This is a genomic window from Metapseudomonas resinovorans (genome assembly GCF_002003485.1).
Lineage (GTDB): Bacteria > Pseudomonadota > Gammaproteobacteria > Pseudomonadales > Pseudomonadaceae > Metapseudomonas > Metapseudomonas resinovorans_D.
This window is the reverse complement of the sequence record NZ_BDMA01000060.1, coordinates 98,896-122,273: the sequence shown is the minus strand read 5'-3', so window position 1 is coordinate 122,273 and position 23,378 is coordinate 98,896. Positions and strand designations below refer to the sequence as shown.

General features: G+C 64.6%; 14 protein-coding genes. 6 read left to right on the top strand and 8 right to left on the bottom strand.

Annotated elements, in window-relative coordinates:
- The first annotated feature begins 12 nt into the window (after window positions 1–12).
- Window positions 13–2,388 (top strand): efflux RND transporter permease subunit, encoded by a 2,376-nt coding sequence (locus MnOB_RS16980; RefSeq protein ID WP_077525398.1) that lies wholly within the window; start codon window positions 13–15, stop codon window positions 2,386–2,388.
- A 408-nt stretch (window positions 2,389–2,796) separates the two neighbouring features.
- On the opposite strand, the gene MnOB_RS16975 is transcribed toward MnOB_RS16980, so the two are convergent.
- The 6 genes from MnOB_RS16975 to MnOB_RS16950 all read right to left on the bottom strand — a co-directional run bounded on the left by MnOB_RS16975 (window position 2,797) and on the right by MnOB_RS16950 (window position 9,621).
- Entirely contained in the window at window positions 2,797–4,446 is a 1,650-nt protein-coding gene (locus MnOB_RS16975; RefSeq protein ID WP_077525397.1) for a BatD family protein, read from the bottom strand.
- Window positions 4,446–6,164 carry a VWA domain-containing protein gene (locus MnOB_RS16970; protein WP_077525396.1) on the bottom strand — a complete coding sequence of 573 codons (1,719 nt, stop codon included), beginning with the start codon at window positions 6,162–6,164 and terminating at the stop codon, window positions 4,446–4,448. Before MnOB_RS16970 ends, MnOB_RS16975 begins: the two co-directional genes overlap by 1 nt.
- Complete coding sequence (locus MnOB_RS16965; protein ID WP_077525395.1) at window positions 6,161–7,180, bottom strand: vWA domain-containing protein; 1,020 nt, start codon at window positions 7,178–7,180, stop codon at window positions 6,161–6,163. The genes MnOB_RS16970 and MnOB_RS16965 overlap by 4 nt, the downstream gene beginning before the upstream one ends.
- A complete protein-coding gene (locus MnOB_RS16960; RefSeq protein WP_077525394.1) occupies window positions 7,173–7,664 on the bottom strand; it encodes a DUF4381 domain-containing protein in 492 nt (163 codons plus the stop codon). Before MnOB_RS16960 ends, MnOB_RS16965 begins: the two co-directional genes overlap by 8 nt.
- Window positions 7,661–8,539, bottom strand: coding sequence for a DUF58 domain-containing protein (locus MnOB_RS16955; protein WP_077525448.1), 879 nt, complete (start codon window positions 8,537–8,539; stop codon window positions 7,661–7,663). Before MnOB_RS16955 ends, MnOB_RS16960 begins: the two co-directional genes overlap by 4 nt.
- Window positions 8,540–8,661: 122 nt before the next feature.
- Window positions 8,662–9,621, bottom strand: a complete 960-nt coding sequence (locus tag MnOB_RS16950; RefSeq protein WP_077525393.1) for an AAA family ATPase — start codon at window positions 9,619–9,621, stop codon at window positions 8,662–8,664.
- A gap of 409 nt (window positions 9,622–10,030) precedes the next feature.
- Between MnOB_RS16950 and MnOB_RS16945 the strand changes: the two genes are divergently transcribed.
- The gene (locus MnOB_RS16945) at window positions 10,031–14,893 is read left to right on the top strand and encodes an NAD-glutamate dehydrogenase (RefSeq protein ID WP_077525392.1); all 4,863 of its coding nucleotides are present in this window, start codon (window positions 10,031–10,033) and stop codon (window positions 14,891–14,893) included.
- 177 nt (window positions 14,894–15,070) lie between these two features.
- On the opposite strand, the gene MnOB_RS16940 is transcribed toward MnOB_RS16945, so the two are convergent.
- A complete protein-coding gene (locus MnOB_RS16940; RefSeq protein ID WP_077525391.1) occupies window positions 15,071–15,943 on the bottom strand; it encodes a DUF6685 family protein in 873 nt (290 codons plus the stop codon).
- Window positions 15,944–16,090: 147 nt separating this feature from the next.
- Between MnOB_RS16940 and MnOB_RS28625 the strand changes: the two genes are divergently transcribed.
- Both MnOB_RS28625 and MnOB_RS16935 read left to right on the top strand, forming a co-directional pair.
- On the top strand, window positions 16,091–16,312 hold the full coding sequence (locus MnOB_RS28625) for a DUF2835 domain-containing protein (protein ID WP_107504095.1): 222 nt from the start codon (window positions 16,091–16,093) through the stop codon (window positions 16,310–16,312).
- 57 nt (window positions 16,313–16,369) lie between these two features.
- Window positions 16,370–17,395 carry a quinone-dependent dihydroorotate dehydrogenase gene (locus MnOB_RS16935; RefSeq protein WP_107504094.1) on the top strand — a complete coding sequence of 342 codons (1,026 nt, stop codon included), beginning with the start codon at window positions 16,370–16,372 and terminating at the stop codon, window positions 17,393–17,395.
- Window positions 17,396–17,487: 92 nt separating this feature from the next.
- On the opposite strand, the gene rmf is transcribed toward MnOB_RS16935, so the two are convergent.
- Window positions 17,488–17,703, bottom strand: coding sequence for a ribosome modulation factor (gene rmf / locus MnOB_RS16930; protein WP_016491998.1), 216 nt, complete (start codon window positions 17,701–17,703; stop codon window positions 17,488–17,490).
- 436 nt (window positions 17,704–18,139) lie between these two features.
- Here rmf and rlmKL point away from each other — a divergent pair, with 436 nt between their 5' ends.
- The gene (gene rlmKL / locus MnOB_RS16925) at window positions 18,140–20,317 is read left to right on the top strand and encodes a bifunctional 23S rRNA (guanine(2069)-N(7))-methyltransferase RlmK/23S rRNA (guanine(2445)-N(2))-methyltransferase RlmL (protein ID WP_077525390.1); all 2,178 of its coding nucleotides are present in this window, start codon (window positions 18,140–18,142) and stop codon (window positions 20,315–20,317) included.
- Window positions 20,318–20,575: 258 nt separating this feature from the next.
- The gene (locus MnOB_RS16920; protein ID WP_077525389.1) at window positions 20,576–23,353 is read left to right on the top strand and encodes a sensor domain-containing diguanylate cyclase; all 2,778 of its coding nucleotides are present in this window, start codon (window positions 20,576–20,578) and stop codon (window positions 23,351–23,353) included.
- Window positions 23,354–23,378 lie beyond the last annotated feature (25 nt).

Below are 23,378 nucleotides of genomic sequence, written 5' to 3'. Positions count from 1 at the left end.
CGGAGAGTTTCGATGAGTACCCATCACCAGGACAAGGCGACCTTTCTGGAGCGCCTGATCTTCAACAACCGGCCGGCGGTGATCGTCATCTGCCTGCTGGTCAGCGTCTTCCTCTTCTGGCAGGCCATGCACGTACGGCCCTCCACCAGCTTCGAGAAGATGATCCCGCTGCATCATCCGTACATCCAGAAGATGCTGGAACACCGCAATGACCTGGCCAACCTCGGCAACACCGTGCGTATCTCGGTGGAAGCGGTCAACGGCGACATCTTCAGCAAGGAGTACATGGAAACCCTGCGTCAGATCCATGACGAGGTCTTCTACATTCCCGGTGTTGATCGTTCCGGCCTGAAGTCGCTGTGGAGCCCGAGCGTTCGCTGGACCGAAGTGACCGAAGAGGGCTTCGCCGGTGGCGAGGTCATTCCGCAGACCTACGACGGCTCCGAGGCCAGCCTGGAAGAGCTGCGCAACAACGTGCTCAAGTCCGGCCAGATCGGCCGCCTGGTGGCCAACAACTTCAAGTCCAGCATCGTCGACGTGCCGCTGCTCGAGTCCTATCCGGACCCGAACGACCAGGGCAAGCTGATGAAGCTCGACTACCGCCAGTTCTCCCATGAGCTGGAAGAGAAGATCCGTGACAAGTACCAGGCCCAGAACCCCAACGTGAAGGTCCACGTAGTGGGCTTCGCCAAGAAGGTGGGTGACCTGATCGATGGCCTGATCATGGTGGTGATGTTCTTCGGCATCGCCTTCTTCATCACCCTGGTTCTGCTGTACTGGTTCACCTGGTGTATCCGCAGCACCATCGCCGTGCTCTCCACCACCCTGGTGGCGGTGATCTGGCAGCTGGGCCTGATGCACTCCGTGGGCTTCGGGCTCGACCCGTACTCGATGCTGGTGCCCTTCCTGATCTTCGCCATCGGTATTTCCCACGGCGTACAGAAGATCAACGGTATCGCCCTGCAATCCAGTGACGCCGACAACGCCCTGACCGCCGCACGGCGCACGTTCCGCCAACTGTTCCTGCCAGGCATGATCGCCATCCTCGCCGACGCCGTGGGCTTCATCACCCTGCTGATCATCGACATCGGCGTGATCCGCGAGCTGGCCATCGGCGCCTCCATCGGTGTGGCGGTGATCGTCTTCACCAACCTGATCCTGCTGCCGGTTGCGATTTCCTACGTCGGCATCAGCAAGAAGGCCATCGAGCGCAGCAAGAAGGACGCGGTGCGCGACCATCCGTTCTGGCGCCTGCTGTCCAACTTCGCCCACCCGGTCGTGGCACCGATCTCCGTGGTCATCGCCCTGATCGCCTTCGGTGGCGGCCTGTGGTACGGCCAGAACCTGAAGATCGGCGACCTCGACCAGGGTGCACCGGAACTGCGTCCGGACTCGCGCTACAACCAGGACAACAACTTCATCATCAACAACTACTCCACCAGCTCCGACGTACTGGTAGTCATGGTCAAGACCGGCCCCGAAGGCTGCTCCACCCATGAGACCCTGGCGCCGGTGGACGAGCTGATGTGGAAGATGGAGAACACTCCGGGCGTGCAATCTGCCATCTCCATGGTCACTGTCTCCAAGCAGGTGATCAAAGGGATGAACGAAGGCAACCTGAAGTGGGAAACCCTGTCCCGCAACCAGGACGTGCTGAACAACTCCATCAGCCGTGCTGAAGGCCTGTACAACTCCGACTGCTCGCTGGCCCCGGTGCTGGTATTCCTCAACGACCACAAGGCCGAGACGCTTACCCGTGCCGTGACCGCCGTAGAGGAGTTCGCCAAGGACCACAACAAGGATGGCCTGCAGTTCCTCCTCGCGGCCGGTAACGCCGGTATCGAAGCGGCCACCAACGAGGTGATCGCCCAGGCCGAGCTGACCATCCTGATCCTGGTGTACATCTGCGTTGCCGCGATGTGCCTGATCACCTTCCGCTCCATCGCCGCCACCCTGTGCATCGTGCTGCCGCTGATCCTCACCTCGGTGCTGGGCAACGCGCTGATGGCCTGGCTGGGTATCGGCGTGAAAGTGGCGACCCTGCCGGTGATCGCGCTGGGCGTAGGTATCGGTGTCGACTACGGCATCTACATCTACAGCCGCCTGGAAAGCTTCTTGCGTGCCGGCCTGCCGCTGCAGGAGGCCTACTACGAGACCCTGAAGTCCACCGGCAAGGCCGTGCTCTTCACCGGCCTCTGCCTGGCCATCGGTGTTGCCACCTGGATCTTCTCGGCCATCAAGTTCCAGGCCGACATGGGTCTGATGCTCACCTTCATGCTCCTCTGGAACATGTTTGGTGCGCTGTGGCTGCTGCCGGCCCTGGCGCGCTTCCTGATCAAGCCCGAGAAACTCGCGGGCAAGGTCGGTGGTTCGCTGCTGGCCCACTGAGCCTGATCAGTAGATAAAAAACCGCGGCCCTGGCCGCGGTTTTTTTATGGGCGGGATTTGCGACGGTGCGTGCGGCCTGCTTGGCGAATGAATTCGCCCCTACAAGGATGGAGAGAATGCTGACCGCTTGCGCGGGCTAACCCCCTCTCCCTCTGGGAGAGGGTTGGGGTGAGGGAAGCTGGGCCCGGCTGGGAGTTTGAAAGGGGAGTTGCGGCCTCCTTCTCGACCGAATTCGCGCCTACAGGGGAGCGTGCACAGTGCAGTGGGGCCCGGCGGGACACCAGTGGTGGATGAAAAGAGCGTCATCCACCCTTGGCAGGTCGCGAATGAATTCGCTCCTACAGGGGAGTGCGAGGTTGCGGGGGGAGTCACCCCTCTCCCTTCAGGGAGAGGGGCCGGGGGAGAGGGTCAGCGCGGATACAACGGCGGCAGCTGGCTCGGCTCGCCCGTGGTTTGCTGTTCCACCACGAGGGCGGGGAGGGCGCGGATGGCTTTCCAGAGGTCTTCGCCCTGCCAGTGCAGGCCGGCTTCGCTGTAGAGCGCGCCGTTGAGTCCGTCCATGGCATCGGACAGCGGCACGAAGCGGGCGGCCATGTCAGCGAGGGTTTCCGGGTGCTGGCGAGCCCAGTTGTCCAGGGCCTGGCGGGTCGCGTGGGGATCGTTGGACTGGCAGGCGCGGCGCAGTTCATCCAGCAGCGTACGAGGGCTCGGGCCGGTCTGGATCGTAGGCAGGATCGCGGGTTGGCGACGCGCGCGCCACCACAGGCCGAAGCCCAGCAGGGTCGTGCAGGCGAGCAGCGCGGTGGCGAGCTGCCAGGGCCAGAGACGCGCCTGGCCAATGGCGTTGCCGACCTGCGTGCCCACGGACAACGCTGGCGCTGTTTCGAGTTCGGGGTTGCTGGCGACTTCCAGGGTGCGCGCCGGAATTTCACTGCGCTCCAGGCGATTGTCACGGGTGTTCCACCAGGTCACCGTCACCGCCGGCAGTTCCAGGCGGCCACTGGTGGTGGGCACCAGGGCTTCGCGCTCTTCGCGGCTGCCAAGGAGTCCCCGGTCGTCGGTCTTGTTGCCCAGTTGCGGCTGGTCGGGATAGCGGCGCAAGCCTTTGGCCTGTGTCGCCGGCAGCGGCGGTATCTGCGCGCTGGAGAGACCTTCCACGTTCAGCATGAGGCTGCGGGTCAGCGAGTCACCGGTCTGCACGCCTGCAGGGTCGGGGCTCCAGGACTCGGCCAGGGTCAGGTTGCGCGCGGGCAGCCAGGGCGCATCGGCCGGATACTCCGCGGGCTTTGGCATGACGGTCAGGGGAATGCGTGGAGAGTTCACCCGGGTCAGCTTGCCCGGGCGAGGGCCGAAGGGCTGATAGCCGGTATCGCTACCCGGATCGACCAGGGTCGCGCTGAACACCTGCGGGGGAATGTTCATGACGCCGCTCTTCTGCGGGAAGACGGCATAGCGCACTTCGATCACGCCATGGCGAACGCCATTGATCTCTTTCTCGTAGGTGCGCGGATCACCCAGTTGCTCGACGCGGGCGTCGTCCATCTGCAGCGGGCTGAGGCTGCTGTCGTCGTAGAGCGACACAGAATGGTAGATGCGCAGGGTGAGGATGGCCTGCGCCTGTACGTAGACGCTTTCCTGGTCGAGGCTGGCGTCGATGAAGACCGGGGCCAGGTTGCTGCCGCCGGACGTGTCGCTTTTCTCGGCCTTCTGGACGTTAAGGGTGATGGGCGCGCTGTGGACGTCGCCCAGCTTCAGCGCCGGGATAGTGACGAAGCCGGTCTGCTTCGGCTGCAGGGTGATGATCCAGCGGGTGGCGCGGTCGTTCTTGCCATTGAAGGTGCCGAGCTGGTTGATCTGGCGCGTGGCGAGCACATCGAAGGTGTCGCTCAGAGGTGTCAGATCGGGCTTGCCGAACAGGGTCGGGTCAGAGGACTCGAGGGTCAGCTCGACGGTTTCACCTTCGCTCAGCCGCGTGCGGTCGACGGAGGCGGTGAAACCGGCGGCCAGTGCCGCCAGTGCCGTCAGGCTGAGGAGTAGGGTGCATAGCAGGCGCGTCATCACTGTTCTTCCTGGCGCTGTTGCTGTTCGTACCAGAACTTGCGGCGCAGCAGTTCGGCCGGATCGTCCGGAATCTGCCGCAGCCATTGTTCGAGGGCCTGGCGACGCTCGTCCCCCAGGGGTTCGTTACTGGCGGACTGGCTTTGCGCAGCGTCCTGGGAGGTGGCTTGCTCGGCGGTGCCGCCCTGGCCCGGTCGCGTCGATCCACCTGCCTGGGCTTCGCCGCCAGCCTGCTGCGCAGCGTTCTGCTCGGTGTTCTGTTGGCCTGCCTGCTGTTGCGCAGCCTTTGCCTCACCGCCCTGGCCAGGCTTCTTTTCACCGTTCTGCGATGCCTGGTCGCCCGCTTCGCGCTCGGCCTCGCGCTGGCGCAGCAGGTCTTCCACCAGCGCCTTGTTCTTCGTTGCTGCAGCGAGGTCCGGCTGGCGTTGCAGGGCCGAATCGTAGGCGTCTATCGCCGCTTCCAGTTCGCCGGTCCAGGCCAGGGCATTACCGCGGTTGTAGTGATCGGCCGCCGTATCGCCCTGGGCGAAACGCGCCGCGGCCTCCGTGTAGTCGCCAGCCTGATAGAGGGCGATGCCCTGCCAGCGCGGATTGCTGAAGCGCCTTGCTGCTTCGGCGGGTTGCTGGACCTCCAGCAGACGCTGGCCCTGCTGGTCGGGGCGCAGCCATAGGTCCTCGAAATCCATGGCCAGGCTCGGGCGCGGGAGCACCAGCAGCAACGGGAGGCAGAACAGCCAGCCGCGGCGGCCGGCGCACGCGGCGATGAGCAGCAGGGGTAGCAGTAGCCAGTGACCCTGATCAGCCCAGGCCGCCAGGCGGGCAATTTCACCGCTTTCGCGCAGGCTCCTGGGGCCGTCGAGCAATTCCAGGTTGCGCAGGTCGCCTTCATCAACCCGGACTTCGGCGTAACGACCGCCGAGGCTGGCAGCGAAACGTCGCAATTGGGCGCCGTCGAGCTTCGGCAGGAGGATGGCGCCCTGATCGTCCTTGAGGAACCCGCCATCTTCCTGGGCGATGGGGGCGCCCGCTGCCGTGCCTATTCCCAGGATGACCAGGCGCTCGGCGCGCGAGCCAAGGGCCTTGCGGATACCGGCCTGTTCTTCGTCGTCCAGGCTGCTGGTCACCAGCAGCAGGCGTCCCTGGCCTTGCGCGCCCTGTTCCAGCAGCTTCAGCGCCTTGGTGACGGCAAGGTCGGCGCGGTGCCCCGGCTGCGGCATGATCGAGGGCTTCAAGGAGTCGATCAGGTTGAGGCTGGTCATCAGGTCGTCGGAGAGCGGCACCAGGCTGTGGGCGCTGCCGGCGTAGACGACGATTGCCGTCTGGGCATCGCGGCGAGCGTCCAGCAGGTCGCGCAGCTTGCGCTTGGCCTGCTCCAGACGGCTTGGCGCGATGTCGCTGGCGAGCATCGATGGCGTCAGTTCCAGCATCACCACCAGTGGGTCGGCACGCTTCTGCGTGCTCTGCTCCATCTGCTGCCAGGTGGGCCCGAGCAGGGCCAGCAGGCACAGAAGCCACGCCAGGCCGAGGGCGAGCCAAGGCAGGCGGTTGTTGCGCGGGCTACCACCATTGAGCAGCCAGGGCTGGAAGGCGCGCGGTATCAGTTGCTCCCAGCGGCCGCTGCGCCGTTCGCGGTGCCAGAGTTGCCAGAGCAGCCAACCCAGGAGAGGCAGCAGAAGCAGCCAGGCTGGACGCAGCCAGTGGGGCCAGAGCTCCATCATGTGCGCCTCCGCAGCCATTGGGGCCGCTGCTGCAGGGCATAGGGCCAGAGCACGCGGCAAACCAGTGCGATGCTTAGCAGCAGGGCGCCGGCCAGGGGCCAGCTGTACAGGGAAAACGCTGGGCGGGCCTGGCTGGCACGCTGGGTCACCGGCTCCAGTCGATCCAGGCTTTCCTCGATTTCTTCCAGCTCCTTGCTGTTGCGCGCGCGGAAGTACTGGCCTCCGGTCTGTTCGGCAATGGCGGTCAGGGTAGGCTCGTCCAGGTCCATGCTCGGGTTGAGGCCGAGAATGCCGAGCACGTCGCTTTGCTCCGGATCGGCGCCAATGCCGATGGTGTAGATCTTCACCTTCTCTTCGGCAGCCAGGCGCGCGGCGGTCAGCGGATCGATCTCGCCGCCGGTGTTGGCGCCATCGGTGATCAGTACCAGCACGCGGCTGTCGGCCGGGCGCTGGCGCAGGCGTTTCACCGCCAGGCCGATGGCGTCGCCGATGGCAGTGTTCTTCCCGGCGATGCCGATCAGGGCCTCGTCCAGCCAGGTGTGTACGGTTTGCCGGTCGAACGTCAGGGGTGCCTGCAGGTACGCCTGGCTGCCGAACAGGATGAGGCCGATGCGGTCGCCGCGGCGGCCGTCGATGAACTCGCCCATCAGGTGTTTCACCAGGGTGAGGCGGCTGACGTCTTCCTCTTCCCATTGCATGTCGGCGTAGTCCATGGACCCGGACACATCCACCGCCAGTAACAGGTCGCGACCGCTGGTGGGCAGGGGTTGCGGCTCGCCGACCCATTCCGGGCGGGCGGCAGCGCAGAGCAGCAACAGCCAGAGCAGGGCGAAGGGTGCCTGTTGCCGCCAGGCCGGCAGGTTGGCGCGGGCGCGGCGGCCCACCAGGCCTTCGAGGTCAGCGAGGAAACTCACCTTGAGCGCTGCTTCGCCACTGTCCGCCGGCGGCAGCAGCAGGCGCAGCACCCAGGGCAACGGAGCGAAGAGAAAGACCCAGGGCCAGGCGAACTCAAACATGCTTGCGAATCCAGGTCTCGACGGACTGGTAGAGGCCGGCGATGGCCTTGTCGTCCAGTTTGCACTGCGGGCGATAGGCCCCCTCGACCAGCAACATCCAGCGCGTCAGGCCGGCGGCAGGGCAGCGGTTGTCGAGGTAGGCCAGCCAGGCGCGGCCGCTCAGGGTATGGCTCTGGTCTCCGGGGTAATGCATGCGGCAAAGACGTTTGAGAAGACCGTTGAGCTCCTGCAGCCAGGGCCCGGCGGGTGCGCCGTCGTAGGGTTTGGGCAGGCGCGCCAGCTCCTCCAGGGCAGCCTGGCGCAGCGGGTCCAGCGGCTGTTCGACCTCCGCGACGGACGCGTGCATCTTGCGTTGCCACCACCGCCACAAGAGCCATCCCAGCAGGGCGAGCAGGGGCGGCAGACACCACCAGCCGGGTGCGGGCGGCCACCAGGGGATGGGGGCGGGTGCAATCAGGGGTTCGAGGCCGTCCAGCGGGTTCATCGCGCGCCACCTCGATGCATCAGGTAGTCGCGCAGTTGTTCGATCATGTCTTCCTGGGTGGACAGCGGCAGCAACAGAACGCCCAGCCGCTGGGCCAGGCGCTCCCAGCGTGCGGCTCGGGCCTCGCCCATTTCGCGATAGGCCTGGCGCAGGTCACTGGCGTGGGTGTCCAGTTCCAGCTGGGCGCCGTGCTCGGCGAAACGCAGCAGGCCGGCGGCCGGCAGCGCATGGTCCAGCGGATCGGAAACCGGCATCAGGATCAGGTCGGTGTGACGCGAGAGGAGGCTGATCTGTTGCTCGGCGGTGTCGGACAGGGTGCGCTCATCGCAGAGGATCACGACGAGACTGCCCGGACGCAGTACCTCACGGGCGCGGCGCAACGCCAGGCTGAAACCTTCGCGCTGGGTACCGCCCGGGCTGCCGAGGGCCTGGTTGGCGCGGGCCAGGCGGTTCAGCAGTTGCAGGAGGCTCTGCTTGCTGCGCCGTGGCTTGATCTCGTGGTGGTCGTGGTCGCTGAACACCAGCCCGCCGACCCGGTCATTGTGCGCCAGGGCAGCCCAGCCAATGAGGCTGGCGGCCTGCGCGGCGAGCACCGACTTGAACACCAGTCCAGTGCCGAAGAACAGCCGTTGGCTCTGCTCGACCATGATGAATACCGGCCGCTCGCGCTCTTCGTGGAACAGCTTGGTGTGCGGCTCCTGGGTGCGTGCGGTGACGCGCCAGTCGATGGTGCGCACGTCGTCGCCGGCCTGGTAGATACGCACCTGGTCGAAGTCCACGCCGCGGCCACGCAGCTTGGAGTGGTGCAGGCCGATCAACGGGCTGCGCCGGGCGGGGCTGGAGAACAGCTGCACTTCGCGGACCCGGTGGCGCATGTCGATCAGCTCGGCCAGGTCCACGTGCACGCCCTCTGCACTGGCAGCGGGCGGTGCAGAGCCAGGTGTCGCCGGACGACGCTTCCTGGCCCGGAACTTCCAGACCACCGCTTTCAGGCGCATCAGGCGACCGCTACCACATCCAGGATGCGCTGGATCACCCGGTCCTGGTCGATACCGGCAGCTTCTGCTTCGAACGAGAGAATAATGCGATGACGCAGCACGTCGAAGAGCACCGCCTGGATGTCTTCCGGGCTGACGAAGTCGCGGCCTGCCATCCAGGCATGGGCGCGAGCGCAACGGTCAAGGGCGATGGAGCCTCGCGGGCTGGCACCCCAGGCCAGCCAGTCGGCCAGCTCGCTGTCGAACTTCGCCGGGGTGCGGGTGGCCATGACCAGGTGCACCAGGTATTCCTCCACCGCGTCGGCCATGTAGAGCCCGAGGATTTCCTTGCGCGCGGCGAAGATCGCCTGCTGGCTGACCTGGTGTTCGGCACGTGTCTCGCCATGCAGCGCTTCGCCGCGGGCCTGCTGGAGGATCTTGCGTTCCACCGAGGCGTCCGGGAAGCCAATGCGCACGTGCATCAGGAAGCGGTCGAGCTGGGCTTCCGGAAGGGGATAGGTGCCTTCCTGTTCGATTGGGTTCTGGGTCGCCATCACCAGGAACAGCGGAGGCAGCGCGTAGGTGGAGCGGCCGATGGACACCTGGCGCTCAGCCATGGCTTCCAGCAGGGCCGACTGCACCTTGGCCGGTGCGCGGTTGATTTCGTCGGCCAGCACCAGGTTGTGGAAGATCGGCCCCTGCTGGAACACGAAACTTCCATTCTCCGGACGGTAGATCTCGGTGCCGGTGATGTCCGCCGGCAACAGGTCCGGGGTGAACTGGATGCGATGGAACTCCGCTTCCACGCCATCCGCCAGGTCCTTGATCGCCTTGGTCTTGGCGAGGCCGGGCGCGCCTTCCACCAGCAGGTGGCCGTCGGCGAGCAGGGCGATCAGCAAGCGGTCGATGAGCTTTTCCTGGCCGAGGATCTGGGTGGAAAGGAAGTTTCGCAGGGCGACTAGCGCTTCACGGTGTTCCATCGATGGACTCGTTGAGCTGGGGAAAAGAGAGCTGTAGGCCCTCCGTTGTTGATGCATAACTTTAATCCAGACCAGGGGAGGCGGCCTAGAAGAGCCTGAATTCAGGCGTTGGTTCCGTGACGGGGATGGATATTTGCCACCGCTGGCAGTCCATCGCGAGTGACGCTGGGAGGGGACTTGTACGTTGGTACAAGCGGACGCTGATTGAACGAATATGTCGCAGCACCGTAAGCGCGCTGCATTGCTCCCTCGTTAAGCTTTCGCGGCAATGGTGACCGCCGGGTCGCAGTTGTTTCCCGGCGCTTGCCCGGAGCAGGGTCGCACTGCCCGGATCGACCTGTGGCCCTTTCTCCGCCTTTTAAGCGTTCTACGCTTAACCCCAACAAAACGAGCCTAGCGGAGCACAACCATGGCGTTCTTCACGGCGGCCAGCAAAGCCGACTTCCAGCATCAACTGCAAGCGGCCTTGGCGCAGCACGTCAGCGAACAGGCATTGCCACAAGTTTCCCTGTTCGCCGATCAATTCTTCGGCATCATCGCGCTCGACGAGCTGACCCAGCGCCGCATGTCCGACCTCGCCGGCTGCACCCTGTCGTCCTGGCGCCTGTTGGAGCGCTTCGACCCCGCCAGCCCGGAAGTGCGGGTGTTCAACCCCGATTACGAGAAGCACGGCTGGCAGTCCACCCACACCTGCGTGGAAGTGCTGCACCCCGACATCCCCTTCCTGGTGGACTCGGTGCGCATGGAGCTGAACCGTCGCGGTTACAGCATCCACACCCTGCAGAACAACGTGATCAGCGTGCGCCGCAATGCCAAGGGCGAGCTGCAGGAAGTCCTGCCCAAGGGCACCCAGGGCAAGGATGTGCACCAGGAAGCGCTGATGTACCTGGAGATCGACCGCTGCGCCAACAACGGTGCCATGAAGACCCTGGAGAAAGCCCTGCTGGAAGTGCTGGGTGAAGTCCGTGTGACCGTGGCCGACTTCAAGCCGATGAAGGCCAAGGCCCAGGAGCTGCTGGCCTGGCTGGACAAGGCCAAGCTGAAGGTCGATGGCGAAGAGCTGAAGGAAGTGAAGGTGTTCATGGACTGGATCCTGGACGACCACTTCACCTTCCTCGGCTATGAAGAATTCACCGTGGCCGACGACAAGAACGGCGGCCACCTGGTGTACGACGAGAAATCCCTGCTGGGGGTTTCCAAGTTGCGCCGTGCAGGCCTGAAGAAAGACGACGTGCATATCGAGGCCGAGGCCCTGGAGTACCTGCGCGAGCCCAATCTGCTGTCCTTCGCCAAGGCAGCCGAGCCAAGCCGTGTGCACCGTCCGGCCTACCCGGACTTCGTCTCCATCCGTGAGCTGGACGCCAAGGGCAAGGTGATCAAGGAGTGCCGCTTCATGGGCCTCTACACCTCCGCCGTGTATGCCGAGAGCGTCGAGCACATCCCCTACATCCGCCGCAAGGTGGCGGAAATCCAGCGCCGTTCCGGCTTCGATGCCAAGGCCCACCTGGGCAAGGAACTGGCCCAGGTACTGGAAGTCCTGCCGCGTGACGACCTGTTCCAGACGCCGGTGGCCGATCTCTTCAGCACCGCGATGTCCATCGTGCAGATGCAGGAGCGCAACAAGATTCGCCTGTTCCTGCGCCGCGATCCCTACGGCCGCTTCGCCTACGCCCTGGCCTATGTGCCGCGCGATGTGTACTCCACCGAAACCCGCCTGAAGATCCAGCAGATCCTGATGGATCGCCTGCAGGCCACCGACTGCGAGTTCTGGACCTTCTTCTCCGAGTCCGTGCTGGCGCGCGTGCAGTTCATCCTGCGCCTGGATCCGAAGATCAAGCTCAACGTCGATATCGCGCTGCTGGAGAAGGAAGTCATCCAGGCCTGCCGCTCCTGGAAGGACGACTACGCCAGCCTGGTCAACGAAAGCTTCGGCGAAGGGCAGGGCACCCGTGTCCTGTCGGACTTCCCGAAAGGCTTCCCGGCCGGCTACCGCGAGCGCTTCGCCCCGCACTCGGCGGTGGTAGACATGCAGCACCTGCACAGCCTGTCCGATGAGCGCCCGCTGGTGATGAGCTTCTACCAGCCGCTGGCCCAGGGTGAGCAGCAGCTGCACTGCAAGCTGTATCACGCCGACACGCCGCTGGCGCTGTCCGACGTACTGCCGATCCTGGAAAACCTCGGTCTGCGCGTACTGGGCGAGTTCCCGTACCGCCTGAACCGGGCGGACGGCCGCCAGTACTGGATCCACGACTTCGCCTTCACCAGCGCGCTGGGTGACGATGTCGATCTCCAGCAGCTCAACGACACCCTGCAGGACGCCTTCGTCCACATCGTTGGTGGCCACGCCGAGAACGATGCCTTCAACCGCCTGGTGCTGACCGCGGCCATGCCCTGGCGCGACGTTGCCCTGCTGCGTGCCTACGCGCGTTACCTGAAGCAGATTCGCCTCGGCTTCGACCTGTCCTACATCGCCAGCACCCTGCTGAACCACGCCAACATCGCCAAGGAGTTGGTGCGCCTGTTCAAGACACGCTTCTACCTGGCGCGCAAGCTGGCGACGGATGATCTGGAAGACAAGCAGCAGAAGCTCGAGCAAGCCATCCTCGGCGAGCTGGACAACGTGGCGGTGCTCAACGAAGACCGCATCTTGCGTCGCTACCTGGACCTGATCAAAGCGACCCTGCGCACCAACTTCTATCAGCCCGACGCGTCTGGTCAGAACAAGTCCTACTTCAGCTTCAAGCTGAGCCCGCGCCTGATTCCGGAAATCCCGCGTCCGGTGCCCAAGTTCGAGATCTTCGTCTACTGCCCGCGCGTGGAAGGCGTGCACTTGCGCTTCGGCGACGTGGCCCGTGGTGGCCTGCGCTGGTCCGATCGCGAGGAAGACTTCCGTACCGAAGTGCTGGGCCTGGTGAAGGCGCAGCAGGTGAAGAACGCGGTCATCGTGCCCATGGGCGCCAAGGGTGGCTTCATTCCGCGCCGCCTGCCGGTGGGCGGTACCCGCGACGATATTCAGAACGAGGCCATCGCCTGCTACCGCATCTTCATCTCCGGTCTGCTGGACGTCACCGACAACCTGAAGGAAGGCAAGGTAGTTCCGCCGGCCAACGTGGTGCGCCACGACGCCGACGACCCCTACCTGGTGGTGGCGGCCGACAAGGGCACCGCGACCTTCTCCGACATCGCCAACGGCATTGCCGGTGAATACGGCTTCTGGCTGGGTGACGCCTTCGCCTCCGGTGGCTCGGCCGGTTACGACCACAAGGGCATGGGCATCACCGCCAAGGGCGGCTGGGTGTCGGTGCAGCGCCACTTCCGCGAGCGCGGCATCGATGTGCAGAAGGATCACGTCACCGTGATCGGCATCGGCGACATGGCCGGCGACGTGTTCGGCAACGGCCTGCTGCTGTCGGACAAGCTGCAGATGGTCGCGGCCTTCAACCACATGCACATCTTCATCGACCCGAACCCGGACGCGGCCTCCAGCTTCACCGAGCGCAAGCGAATGTTCGACCTGCCGCGCTCCTCCTGGGCCGATTACGACACCAAGCTGATCTCCGAAGGTGGCGGCATCTTCCTGCGTAGCGCCAAGAGCATCGCCATCAGCCCGCAGATGCAGCAGCGCTTCGAGATCGAGGCCGACAAGCTGACCCCGACCGAGCTGCTCAACGCTCTGCTGAAGGCGCCGGTGGACCTGCTCTGGAACGGCGGCATCGGCACCTACGTCAAGGCCAGCAGCGAAAGCCACGCCGATGTGGGCGATAAGGCCAACGACGCTCTGCGTGTGGATGGTCGTGAGCTGCGTGCCAAGGTGGTGGGCGAGGGCGGCAACCTCGGCATGACCCAACTGGGTCGTGTCGAGTACGGCCTCAACGGCGGCGCCAGCAACACTGACTTCATCGACAACGCCGGCGGTGTGGACTGCTCGGACCATGAGGTCAACATCAAGATCCTGCTCAACGAGATCGTGGCCAACGGCGACATGACCGGCAAACAGCGCAACAAGCTGCTGGCCGAGATGACCGACGACGTGGGCAACCTGGTGCTGGGCAACAACTACAAGCAGACCCAGGCGCTCTCCCTGGCGCAGCGCCGCGCTCGCGAGAAGATCGGCGAGTACAAGCGCCTGATGAACGCCCTGGAAGCAGCCGGCAAGCTGGACCGTGGCCTGGAGTTCCTGCCCGCAGACGAGGAGCTGAACGAGCGCATCGCCAATGGCCAGGGCCTGACCCGCCCCGAGCTGTCGGTGCTGATCTCCTACAGCAAGATCGACCTCAAGGAGTCGCTGCTCAAGTCGCTGGTGCCGGATGACGACTACCTGGCCCAGGAGATGGAGACGGCATTCCCGGCGCGCCTGTCCGAAACCTTCGGCGAGTCCATGCGCCGTCACCGCCTGAAGCGCGAAATCATCAGCACCCAGATCGCCAACGACCTGGTCAACCACATGGGCATCACCTTCGTGCAACGCCTGAAGGAGTCCACTGGCATGAGCGCGGCCAACGTGGCCGGCGCCTACGTGGTGGTGCGTGACGTGTTCCGCCTGCCGCACTGGTGGAAGCAGATCGAGGCGCTGGACTACAAGGTGCCGGCCGAACTGCAGCTGACCCTGATGGATGAGCTGATGCGCCTGGGACGCCGTGCTACCCGCTGGTTCCTGCGCAGCCGTCGCGAAGACCAGAACGCAGCGCGCGACGTCCACCACTTCGCCCCGCGTGTGGAGGCCCTGGCCGGTCGTCTGGACGAACTGCTCGAAGGCCCGTCCCGCGAGCAGTGGCTTGCACGCTTCCAGTCCTACGTGGAAGCCGGCGCGCCGGAGGACCTGGCTCGTGTCGTGGCCGGCACCAGCCACCTCTACACACTGCTGCCGATAATCGAAGCGTCGGATGTCACCGGCAAGGACACCGCTGAAGTGGCTACCGCCTACTTCGCGGTGGGTGGCGCGCTGGACCTGTCCTGGTACCTGCAGCAGATCACCAGCCTGCCGGTGGAGAACAACTGGCAAGCGCTGGCGCGGGAAGCCTTCCGCGACGACCTGGATTGGCAGCAGCGTGCGATCACCATCTCCGTCCTGCAGATGAACGAAGGTCCGGCGGACATCGAGGAGCGCGTGGCGCTGTGGCTGGACCAGCATCGCGCCCTGGTGGAGCGCTGGAAGGCCATGCTGATCGAACTGCGCGCCGCCACGGCGACCGACTACGCCATGTACGCGGTGGCCAACCGCGAACTCATGGACCTGGCCCAGAGCGGCCAGCACGGCATCTGCATTCCGTGATGCCCGTGGTTTCGTAAAGGTTTTGTGCTCTCAGCCCCGCTTCGGCGGGGCTTTTTTTCGTCCGGAGGAGCCTGGGTTGAATCGGTGCGCGCAGCGCACCCTACGGTCGGCCTGGTGATTTGCGTGGAGGCGGTAGGGTGCGCTGTGCGCACCGGCTCTGAAGCGGAGGCGACGGACCTAACCTAGCGCCCGCAGGTACTTCACCACATCCGCGGCCCCGGCCAGTCGCAAGCCTTCGCCCAGCGCGGTGGCTTCAGCGTGCTTCTTGGGCAGCAGGATGAACTCCGGGGTGCCGGAGTTGCGCAGGATGGTCAGGCGCGAATAGGGGATACCACCGTCCAGCAGCAACCCCATGAAGGCCGGATCGCTCCAGGCCTGCGCTGGCATCGCCAGGACGTGGTAGCGCTCGTCCAGCACGGCCAGGCCGTCGGCATCGAGGCTGTAATCGGTAATCTCGGCGGGGAGGGTGGCTTCCAGTGCGCGCAGTCGCGCATAGGCGATGGAGGCGGCGAAGGCTTCGACGTGCTGCTCGCCGCTCCAGAACACGCGATAGCCGTACCAGTCGGCCCTGAGCAGGCTGATGGCCTCGCCGGCGAGGAAGCGCGGCAACGGCAGGCTGATGGCCTTGATGAAGTCCTTGTAGCTGATGATGCGCACCTTGCGGCTGTCCAGACCGGCCAGGTAGTCCTCGAAGCTGGGGGAGGGCGTCGGTTCGTGGTCGCTGCCGCAAAGCCCGTCGATCTGGCGCAGGTCGAAGCTGGAGAGGCGCTGTTCATTGCGTTTGACGACCTTTACCAGAACGGCGTGGGCTTCAGCCTTGTCGTCCTGGACGGGGCCGGACAGTGCTCCGCGTGGCAATTCCACCAGCCGCTGCAACGGCGGCCCGGACTGCCACCAGATGGTGTCATTGGGGAGGTGCAATTGCTGGAAGGGCAGGCGTAGCTGGCTCGCTCGCTCGAACACTCTGCGAGGTGAATTGCCGAAGCCAAAACGCTGGGCGATTGCAGCCAGGCGGGCGCTCAATGGGGGTGGTGGCTGCATCTGACTCATGGCCTGAAAACTCCTCGGTCACGGCAGGCAGTGTGGCAGAGGCTTGCCGGCCGCGCGAACCGGGTGTCGGACAATTCCGCTTGGCGGGGAATCAGGACGAACGGACGGTGTGGCAGAATCCTGGTCTTCATTGTCGAGGACGCCTCCATGCCCAGCGTGATGCTGGATATTTCCCTGACTGCGGACGAATTCCTCGCAGTCTATCAAGGTCGGGCCAACCGTGTGCTGCTGCGCAGTCGCGATGGCCGGAAGGTCAGCCTGCCGGCCCATCATTTGTGTCCGCACCTGGGCCACTCCGGGGTTTGTGGCAGCTTCGAGCTTGAATTCTCGCCGGATGGCAAGCTCCTGAGCCTGCGTCGCCTCGCCTGAAGGGGCCTGCGCAGCTATAATCGCCGGCCCATATCGCCGATCGATGCCCGACCGACCATGTACAAACTGGCCCGCGAGCTGCTCTTTTCCCTGTCCCCGGAAACCTCCCACGAACTCTCCATCGACCTGATCGGAGCCGGTGGCCGTCTCGGCCTCAACCGCCTGCTGACCAAGGCACCTGCAAGCCTGCCGGTGAAGGTGATGGGGCTGGAGTTCCCCAACCCGGTAGGCCTCGCCGCTGGTTTGGACAAGAACGGCGACGCCATCGACGGCTTTGGCCAGCTCGGCTTCGGCTTTGTCGAGATCGGCACCGTGACGCCGCGTCCGCAGCCGGGCAATCCCAAGCCGCGCCTGTTCCGCCTGCCCCAGGCCGAAGCCATCATCAACCGCATGGGCTTCAACAACCTGGGCGTCGACCATCTTCTGGCACGCGTACGTGCTTCCCGCTATGACGGCGTGTTGGGCATCAACATCGGCAAGAACTTCGACACGCCGGTAGAGCGCGCGGTGGACGACTACCTGATTTGCCTGGACAAGGTCTATGACCACGCCAGCTACGTGACGGTCAACGTCAGCTCGCCGAACACCCCTGGACTGCGGAGCCTGCAGTTCGGTGACTCGCTGAAGCAGTTGCTGGAGGCCCTGCGCACCCGCCAGGAGGCCCTGGCCGCCCAGTACGGCAAGCATGTGCCGCTGGCTATCAAGATCGCCCCGGACATGAGCGACGAGGAAACCGCGATGGTTGCCAAGGCGCTGCTGGAGTCCGGCATGGATGCGGTGATCGCCACCAACACCACGCTTGGCCGCGAAGGCGTCGAAGGACTGCCCTACGGCGATGAGGCGGGTGGCCTCTCTGGCGCTCCGGTGCGCGACAAGAGCACCCAGACGGTGAAAGTGCTGGCGGGTGAACTGGGCGGTCGCCTGCCGATCATTGCTGTGGGGGGCATTACCGAGGGGCGCCATGCCGCGGAGAAGATCGCCGCGGGTGCGAGCCTGGTGCAGATTTACTCGGGCTTCATCTACAAGGGGCCGGCACTGATTCGCGAGGCGGTGGATGCCATCGCCGGCCTGCCACGAAACTGAGCACAAATAAAAAGGGCTCCCGCTTGGGAGCCCCTGGGCTTGCGCCCGCCGCCCGGATGGGGCGTGCTTGGTGAAGTCGGTGTGATCCTGTGTCAGCCGACGGCGTGGAGTTCGTTCAGTCGATGAATGCCGGCAGTGCCGGTGAGGCCATCCCAATTATCGCCACGGCCTTCGCGCCAACCATTGATCCAGGCTTGCCGTGTGGTGGGATGGGTGAAAGGACAAAGATCGCGGGATTTACCGTTGATGCCGTGCTGATAGCCGCGCAAAAATGCTCGTTCCATCGGATCACGCTTAAGTCTTCTCATAGGGTGTAGCCCTCATTTGTTGACTGTTATGTCCATTGGTTCCAAAGGCGGAACCGCAGCAGAAAAATGTTCTGCCTTCGAAGACGCGTTGCCGGCGTGACGCGCCTTCATCCCACTGCCATTGCGGCGGCGGGTTAAGCTGATTTCTAACCAATGCCCTCTGGCCTGTGAATGATCGTTTTGTCATAAGGACGTAACTTGAAGGTGGCAACCGCCATAAGCTGACGGAAACGTTTTTTGCCACTTTTCGGTCTAAGCCCCGTGGCTTCAGGGCTGGCCAGAGCATTGATGTCGTAGTGCTATTTGGTTTGGCGCCCGAATCAGACGATTTTTCATTCCGACGAAGGGCCGTTCCGCGACCTTTGGTCACACATTTTCTTACCGCACAGATCAGGTTCTGTGCCGCTGATCGCCTGCAAAGGCCCTGGACTCCACAATGTCGGATCGCTACGAACTTTTCCTCACCTGCCCGAAGAGCCTGGAAGGTCTGCTGGTCGAAGAGGCTACTCAACTCGGCCTGCAGGAAGTACGCGAGCAGGTTGCTGCGGTGCGCGGCCAGGCTGACCTGGAAACCGCCTATCGCCTGTGCCTCTGGTCGCGCCTGGCCAACCGGGTGCTGCTGGTGCTCAAGCGCTTCCCAGTGCAGAACGCCGAAGACCTCTATCAGGGCGTACTGGCGGTGGACTGGCATGATCACCTGATGCCCAGCGGCAGCCTCGCGGTGGAGTTCAGCGGTCACGGTTCGGGTATCGACAACACCCACTTCGGCGCGCTCAAGGTCAAGGACGCGGTGGTGGACAAGTTGCGCAGCGCCGAAGGTGTGCGCCCCTCCGTGGACAAGGTGAACCCCGACCTGCGCATCCACCTGCGCCTGGAGAAGGGCGAAGCCATCCTGTCGATCGACCTGGCTGGCCACAGTCTTCACCAGCGCGGTTATCGCCTGCAGCAGGGTGCCGCGCCGCTCAAGGAAAACCTGGCGGCGGCCATTCTGATCCGCTCCGGCTGGCCGCGTATCGCTGCCGAGGGCGGGGCGCTGGCCGACCCCATGTGCGGTGTCGGTACCTTCCTGGTCGAAGCGGCGATGATGGCGGCCGATATTGCGCCCAACCTCAAGCGCGAGCGCTGGGGCTTCTCCAACTGGCTGGGCCATGTCCCGGCGCTGTGGAAGAAGCTTCATGAAGAAGCTCGTGAACGCGCCGACGCAGGCCTGGCCAAGCCTCCGCTGTGGATTCGTGGTTACGAGGCGGACCCGCGACTGATCCAGCCTGGCCGCAACAACATCGAGCGGGCCGGCCTCGGCAACTGGGTGAAGATCTACCAGGGCGAGCTGGCCACCTTCGAGCCGCGCCCGGACCAGAACCAGAAGGGCCTGGTTGTCAGCAACCCGCCTTATGGCGAGCGCCTCGGCGACGAAGCCAGCCTGCTCTATCTCTACCAGAACCTCGGTGAACGCCTGCGTCAGGCCTGCCTGGGCTGGGAAGCGGCGGTGTTCACCGGTGCGCCCGAGCTGGGCAAACGCATGGGTATCCGCAGCCACAAGCAGTACGCTTTCTGGAACGGTGCCCTGGCGTGCAAGCTTCTGCTGCTCAAGGTGTTGCCGGAGCAATTCGTGACCGGCGAGCGTCGCTCAGCCGGGGAGGGCGACGATAGCGCCCCGCGCGCGGAGCCGGCGCGCCTCTCCGAAGGCGGCCAGATGTTCGCCAATCGCCTGCAGAAAAACCTCAAGCAACTGGGCAAGTGGGCGCGCAAGGAAGGCATCCAGTGTTATCGCCTGTATGACGCGGACATGCCTGAGTACGCCCTGGCGATCGACCTCTATGGCGATTGGGTGCACGTGCAGGAGTACGCGCCGCCGCGTTCCATCGATCCGGAAAAGGCCCAGGCGCGTCTGCTCGATGCACTGGCGGCGATTCCCCAGGCGCTGGATGTGGACCCGTCCCGCGTGGTGGTCAAGCGGCGTGAGCGCCAGAGCGGTACTCGCCAGTACGAGCGCCAGGGCAGCGAAGGGCGCTTCATGGAAGTGAGCGAAGGCGGCGTGAAGCTGCTGGTGAACCTCACCGACTACCTGGATACCGGCCTGTTCCTCGACCATCGCCCAATGCGCCTGCGCATCCAGCGCGAGGCCGCCGGCAAGCGTTTCCTCAACCTCTTCTGCTACACCGCCACGGCGAGCGTCCATGCAGCCAAGGGCGGCGCGCGCAGTACCACCAGTGTGGACCTGTCGAAAACCTACCTGGACTGGGCGCGGCGCAACCTGTCGTTGAACGGTTACTCCGACAAGCACAAGTTGCAGCAGGGCGACGTGATGGCTTGGCTGGCGGAGGATCGCGGCGAGTACGACATGATCTTCATCGACCCGCCGACCTTCTCCAACTCCAAGCGCATGGAAGGGGTGTTCGACGTTCAACGTGACCATGTCCAGTTGCTGGACCTGGCTATGGCGCGCCTGGCGCCGGGCGGCGCGCTGTACTTCTCCAACAACTTCCGCAAGTTCCAGCTGGATGAGGGCCTGGTGTCGCGTTATGCGGTCAGCGAGATCAGCGCCGAAACCCTGGACCCGGACTTCGCCCGCAATGGGAAAATCCACCGCGCCTGGCGCCTGACCACTCGCTGATTCAGGCTGGGCCGCCAGGTGGAGTTCCGGACACGGACCTCCACCTTGAGCGGCCCTCGCCACCGCGTCGCTCCCACCTGCAACACCCCACTAGAATCCCCTGCAAAACCCCTCTCATTGTCTCCAGCCAGTTCCGGCCGTCCGGCGTTTACCGTGGACGGTCGGCTGTCCGTGTTCGCGCCTAGGCAAAGTGCCACTACCTAGCTATGTTCATCCTCACAGGGACGGTATTTCCACACCCAGATTCGAGAAGTAAGCATGCAGTCGCTTGCGACGGAAAAACTGAACCTGTCGGCTTTGCTGTCCGGCCGCCCCCTGGTGTGGCTGGTTTGCCTGTTGGCCGTCTTCGGCGGTGCGGCGCTCACCCTCCTGCTCAGCAAGGCCGTGCGCAGTGCCGAAGAGGCGCAATTGCGTGAGCGCTTCAGCCTCGCCGCCACCGAACGCATCAGTCGCATCCAGGAGCGCCTGGACGGTCAACTCAAGGAGCTGGATGCCGTCCAGCGATTCTTCGGCAATTCCCATGAAGTCACCCTCAGCGAATTCCAGGGTTTCGTCGGCCCACTGCTGGGCGACACGCTCGTGTACTCCTGGGTGCCGCGCGTGACGGGGAGCGAGCGCGAGCGCTTCGAATCCCGTGTGCGCGCTGAAGGTATGGCCGGTTTTGCCATACGTGATCTGAAGGGGGACGGCCTGGTACCCAGCCCCCCACGCAACGAGTACTTCCCCGTTTACTACAGCGTCACGTCGCGCATCGACCAGGTGCCGCTGGGGATGGACCTGAACTCCAGCCCCGAGCGGCGAGCCGCCATTGCCAAGGCTCGGAAGACTCACGACGTGACCGTCACCGAGCGGGTACGGGTGATCGGTGTCGTGGAGCGTGAAGCCAGCGGGGTGGTCATGCTGGCGCCGGTGTATGACGACAATCTGCCGAAGGATTCAGGCCTGCGCGGTTTCGTGGTGTCGGTGCTCAGCCTCAATCTGGAAATGGAAGCTGCCATCGCACCGGACAACCTGGCGAACTTGGCGATGCGGGTGAGTGACGTCAGTGAGGATGGCCATGAACAGTTGATCTACCAGAGCGCCGAGGTACCGGACAGCGACCTGCGCCTTCGCCGCGTGGTGCCGTTCGGCGACCGCCAGTACCTGTTGGAAGTGGTGCCGAGCTCGGCCTTCCTGGCAGAGCCACCGCTGTCCACCGCCAAGCTGGTCGCAATCAGCGGTCTGGCTTTCACTTTTCTGCTGGCGGGCTACCTGCTGCTGATGGTCAACCAGCGGCAAAACGCCTTGGCGCTGGTGGCGCAGCGCACGATGGAATTGCGCGAACGGGAAATCGAGCTGCAGCTCAGCGAAGAGCGCTGGAGCTTTGCCCTCGATGGCGCCGGGCACGGCGTATGGGATTGGGAGCCGCAGAGTGGGCGAGTATTTCTCTCCCGCGGCTGGAAGAGCATGCTCGGTTACACCGAGGAGGACGTGGGCGACAGCCTGGAGGCGCGGGCTCGCCTGATCCATCCGCAGGACCAGCCCCAGGCGCGCGCGGAATTGGAGCGTCACTTGCGAGGCGCCAGCACGGTTTACCAGAGCCAGCATCGGATGCTGCACAAGGATGGTCGCTGGCTCTGGGTACTGGACCGCGGCAGGGTGGTCGATCGGGACGCCACGGGAATGCCTTTGCGCATGATCGGCACCCAGACCGACATCAGTTCCAGCAAGGCGGTGGAACTGCAGCTGGCGATGGCTCACGGGCAGTTGCGCAGCCTGCTGAATGCCGCGACCCAGGTCGCCATCATCAGTACCGACCTGCGTGGCGCCATCCTGCAGTTCAACGTCGGCGCCGAGCGCATGTTCGGCTATCGCGCGCTGGAAATGATCGGCCGCCACCCGGTGGCACTGCACGTCGAGAGCGAAGTGGAAGCGCGCTGCGGTGAACTGGGGCGACAACTCGGCAAGCTGATTCCCGACTATCAGGCCTACGTCGAAGAGGTGACTGCCGGCGATCGTTACGACGAGCGCGAATGGACATTCCAGCGCCGCGATGGCAGCCAGTTGACCTGCAGCCTGATACTCACCGGCGTGCGCGACGAACGCGATGTGCTGGTGGGTTATCTGGGTGTGGCAATAGACGTCACCGAACGCAAGCATGTCCAACAGGCGCTGGAGGCGCGCGACCGCCTGCTGGAGAAACTCAGCGCACGGGTGCCCGGTGTGCTCTATCAGTTCCGCATGGAGCCGGACGAGCACTTCAGCTTTCCCTACACCAGCGCGGGAATCCTCGAAGTCTTCGAAGTCGAATCGGAGAAGGTGCGTGACGATGCCACGTGGCTGCTGGAGCGCATCCATCCTGACGACGTCGATCGGGTCCAGACCTCCATCCGGCGGTCTGCGGAAGCGTTGGCGCCCTGGCGCGAGGACTTCCGTGTGCTGTTGCCGCGCCAGGGTTTGCGCTGGCTGCGGGGGGAGTCGGTCCCGGAGCGTGGCGAGGATGGTGCGTTCCTCTGGCACGGCTACATCACCGATATCACCGGCCTCAAGCTGGTGGAGCAGGAGTTGCGCGCGCTCTCGGTCACCGATGCCCTGACCGGTGTCTACAACCGGCGCTACTTCCAGGAGCGGCTGGACCTGGAAATCGCCCGCGCCGAACGCCGCGAAGGTCCGTTGGCCCTGGTGATGCTCGACGTCGACCACTTCAAGCAGATCAACGATTGCCATGGGCACGAGGCCGGCGACCGGGTGCTCAAGACGCTGTGCCTGCGGGTGGGAGAGCGCCTGCGGCGCATCGACGTGCTCTGTCGACTAGGTGGCGAGGAGTTCGTCGTGCTCTGCCCGGATACCAACGTCGATCAGGCATTCCAGGTGGCCCAGGCGCTGTGGCAGGCGCTTTCGCGTGAGAATGTGGCAGGCGTGGGGCCGGTTACGGCCAGTTTCGGCTGCGCAGGCTGGCGTGAAGGGGAGAGTGCGGATGACCTGCTACGGCGGGTCGACGCTGCGGTGTATGCGGCCAAGCAGGCGGGGCGCAATCGGATCCAGATAGCCGACTGATGCGATGGCCGCCCGCGCTGGGCGG

What these genes read in the sequence shown, in the direction of transcription:
- MnOB_RS16980 (WP_077525398.1), top strand. Translation starts at nt 13, where the DNA reads ATGAGTACCCATCACCAGGACAAGGCGACCTTTCTGGAGCGCCTGATC.
- MnOB_RS16975 (WP_077525397.1), bottom strand. Translation starts at nt 4,446, where the DNA reads ATGACGCGCCTGCTATGCACCCTACTCCTCAGCCTGACGGCACTGGCG.
- MnOB_RS16970 (WP_077525396.1), bottom strand. Translation starts at nt 6,164, where the DNA reads ATGATGGAGCTCTGGCCCCACTGGCTGCGTCCAGCCTGGCTGCTTCTG.
- MnOB_RS16965 (WP_077525395.1), bottom strand. Translation starts at nt 7,180, where the DNA reads ATGTTTGAGTTCGCCTGGCCCTGGGTCTTTCTCTTCGCTCCGTTGCCC.
- MnOB_RS16960 (WP_077525394.1), bottom strand. Translation starts at nt 7,664, where the DNA reads ATGAACCCGCTGGACGGCCTCGAACCCCTGATTGCACCCGCCCCCATC.
- MnOB_RS16955 (WP_077525448.1), bottom strand. Translation starts at nt 8,539, where the DNA reads ATGCGCCACCGGGTCCGCGAAGTGCAGCTGTTCTCCAGCCCCGCCCGG.
- MnOB_RS16950 (WP_077525393.1), bottom strand. Translation starts at nt 9,621, where the DNA reads ATGGAACACCGTGAAGCGCTAGTCGCCCTGCGAAACTTCCTTTCCACC.
- MnOB_RS16945 (WP_077525392.1), top strand. Translation starts at nt 10,031, where the DNA reads ATGGCGTTCTTCACGGCGGCCAGCAAAGCCGACTTCCAGCATCAACTG.
- MnOB_RS16940 (WP_077525391.1), bottom strand. Translation starts at nt 15,943, where the DNA reads ATGAGTCAGATGCAGCCACCACCCCCATTGAGCGCCCGCCTGGCTGCA.
- MnOB_RS28625 (WP_107504095.1), top strand. Translation starts at nt 16,091, where the DNA reads ATGCCCAGCGTGATGCTGGATATTTCCCTGACTGCGGACGAATTCCTC.
- MnOB_RS16935 (WP_107504094.1), top strand. Translation starts at nt 16,370, where the DNA reads ATGTACAAACTGGCCCGCGAGCTGCTCTTTTCCCTGTCCCCGGAAACC.
- rmf (WP_016491998.1), bottom strand. Translation starts at nt 17,703, where the DNA reads ATGAGAAGACTTAAGCGTGATCCGATGGAACGAGCATTTTTGCGCGGC.
- rlmKL (WP_077525390.1), top strand. Translation starts at nt 18,140, where the DNA reads ATGTCGGATCGCTACGAACTTTTCCTCACCTGCCCGAAGAGCCTGGAA.
- MnOB_RS16920 (WP_077525389.1), top strand. Translation starts at nt 20,576, where the DNA reads ATGCAGTCGCTTGCGACGGAAAAACTGAACCTGTCGGCTTTGCTGTCC.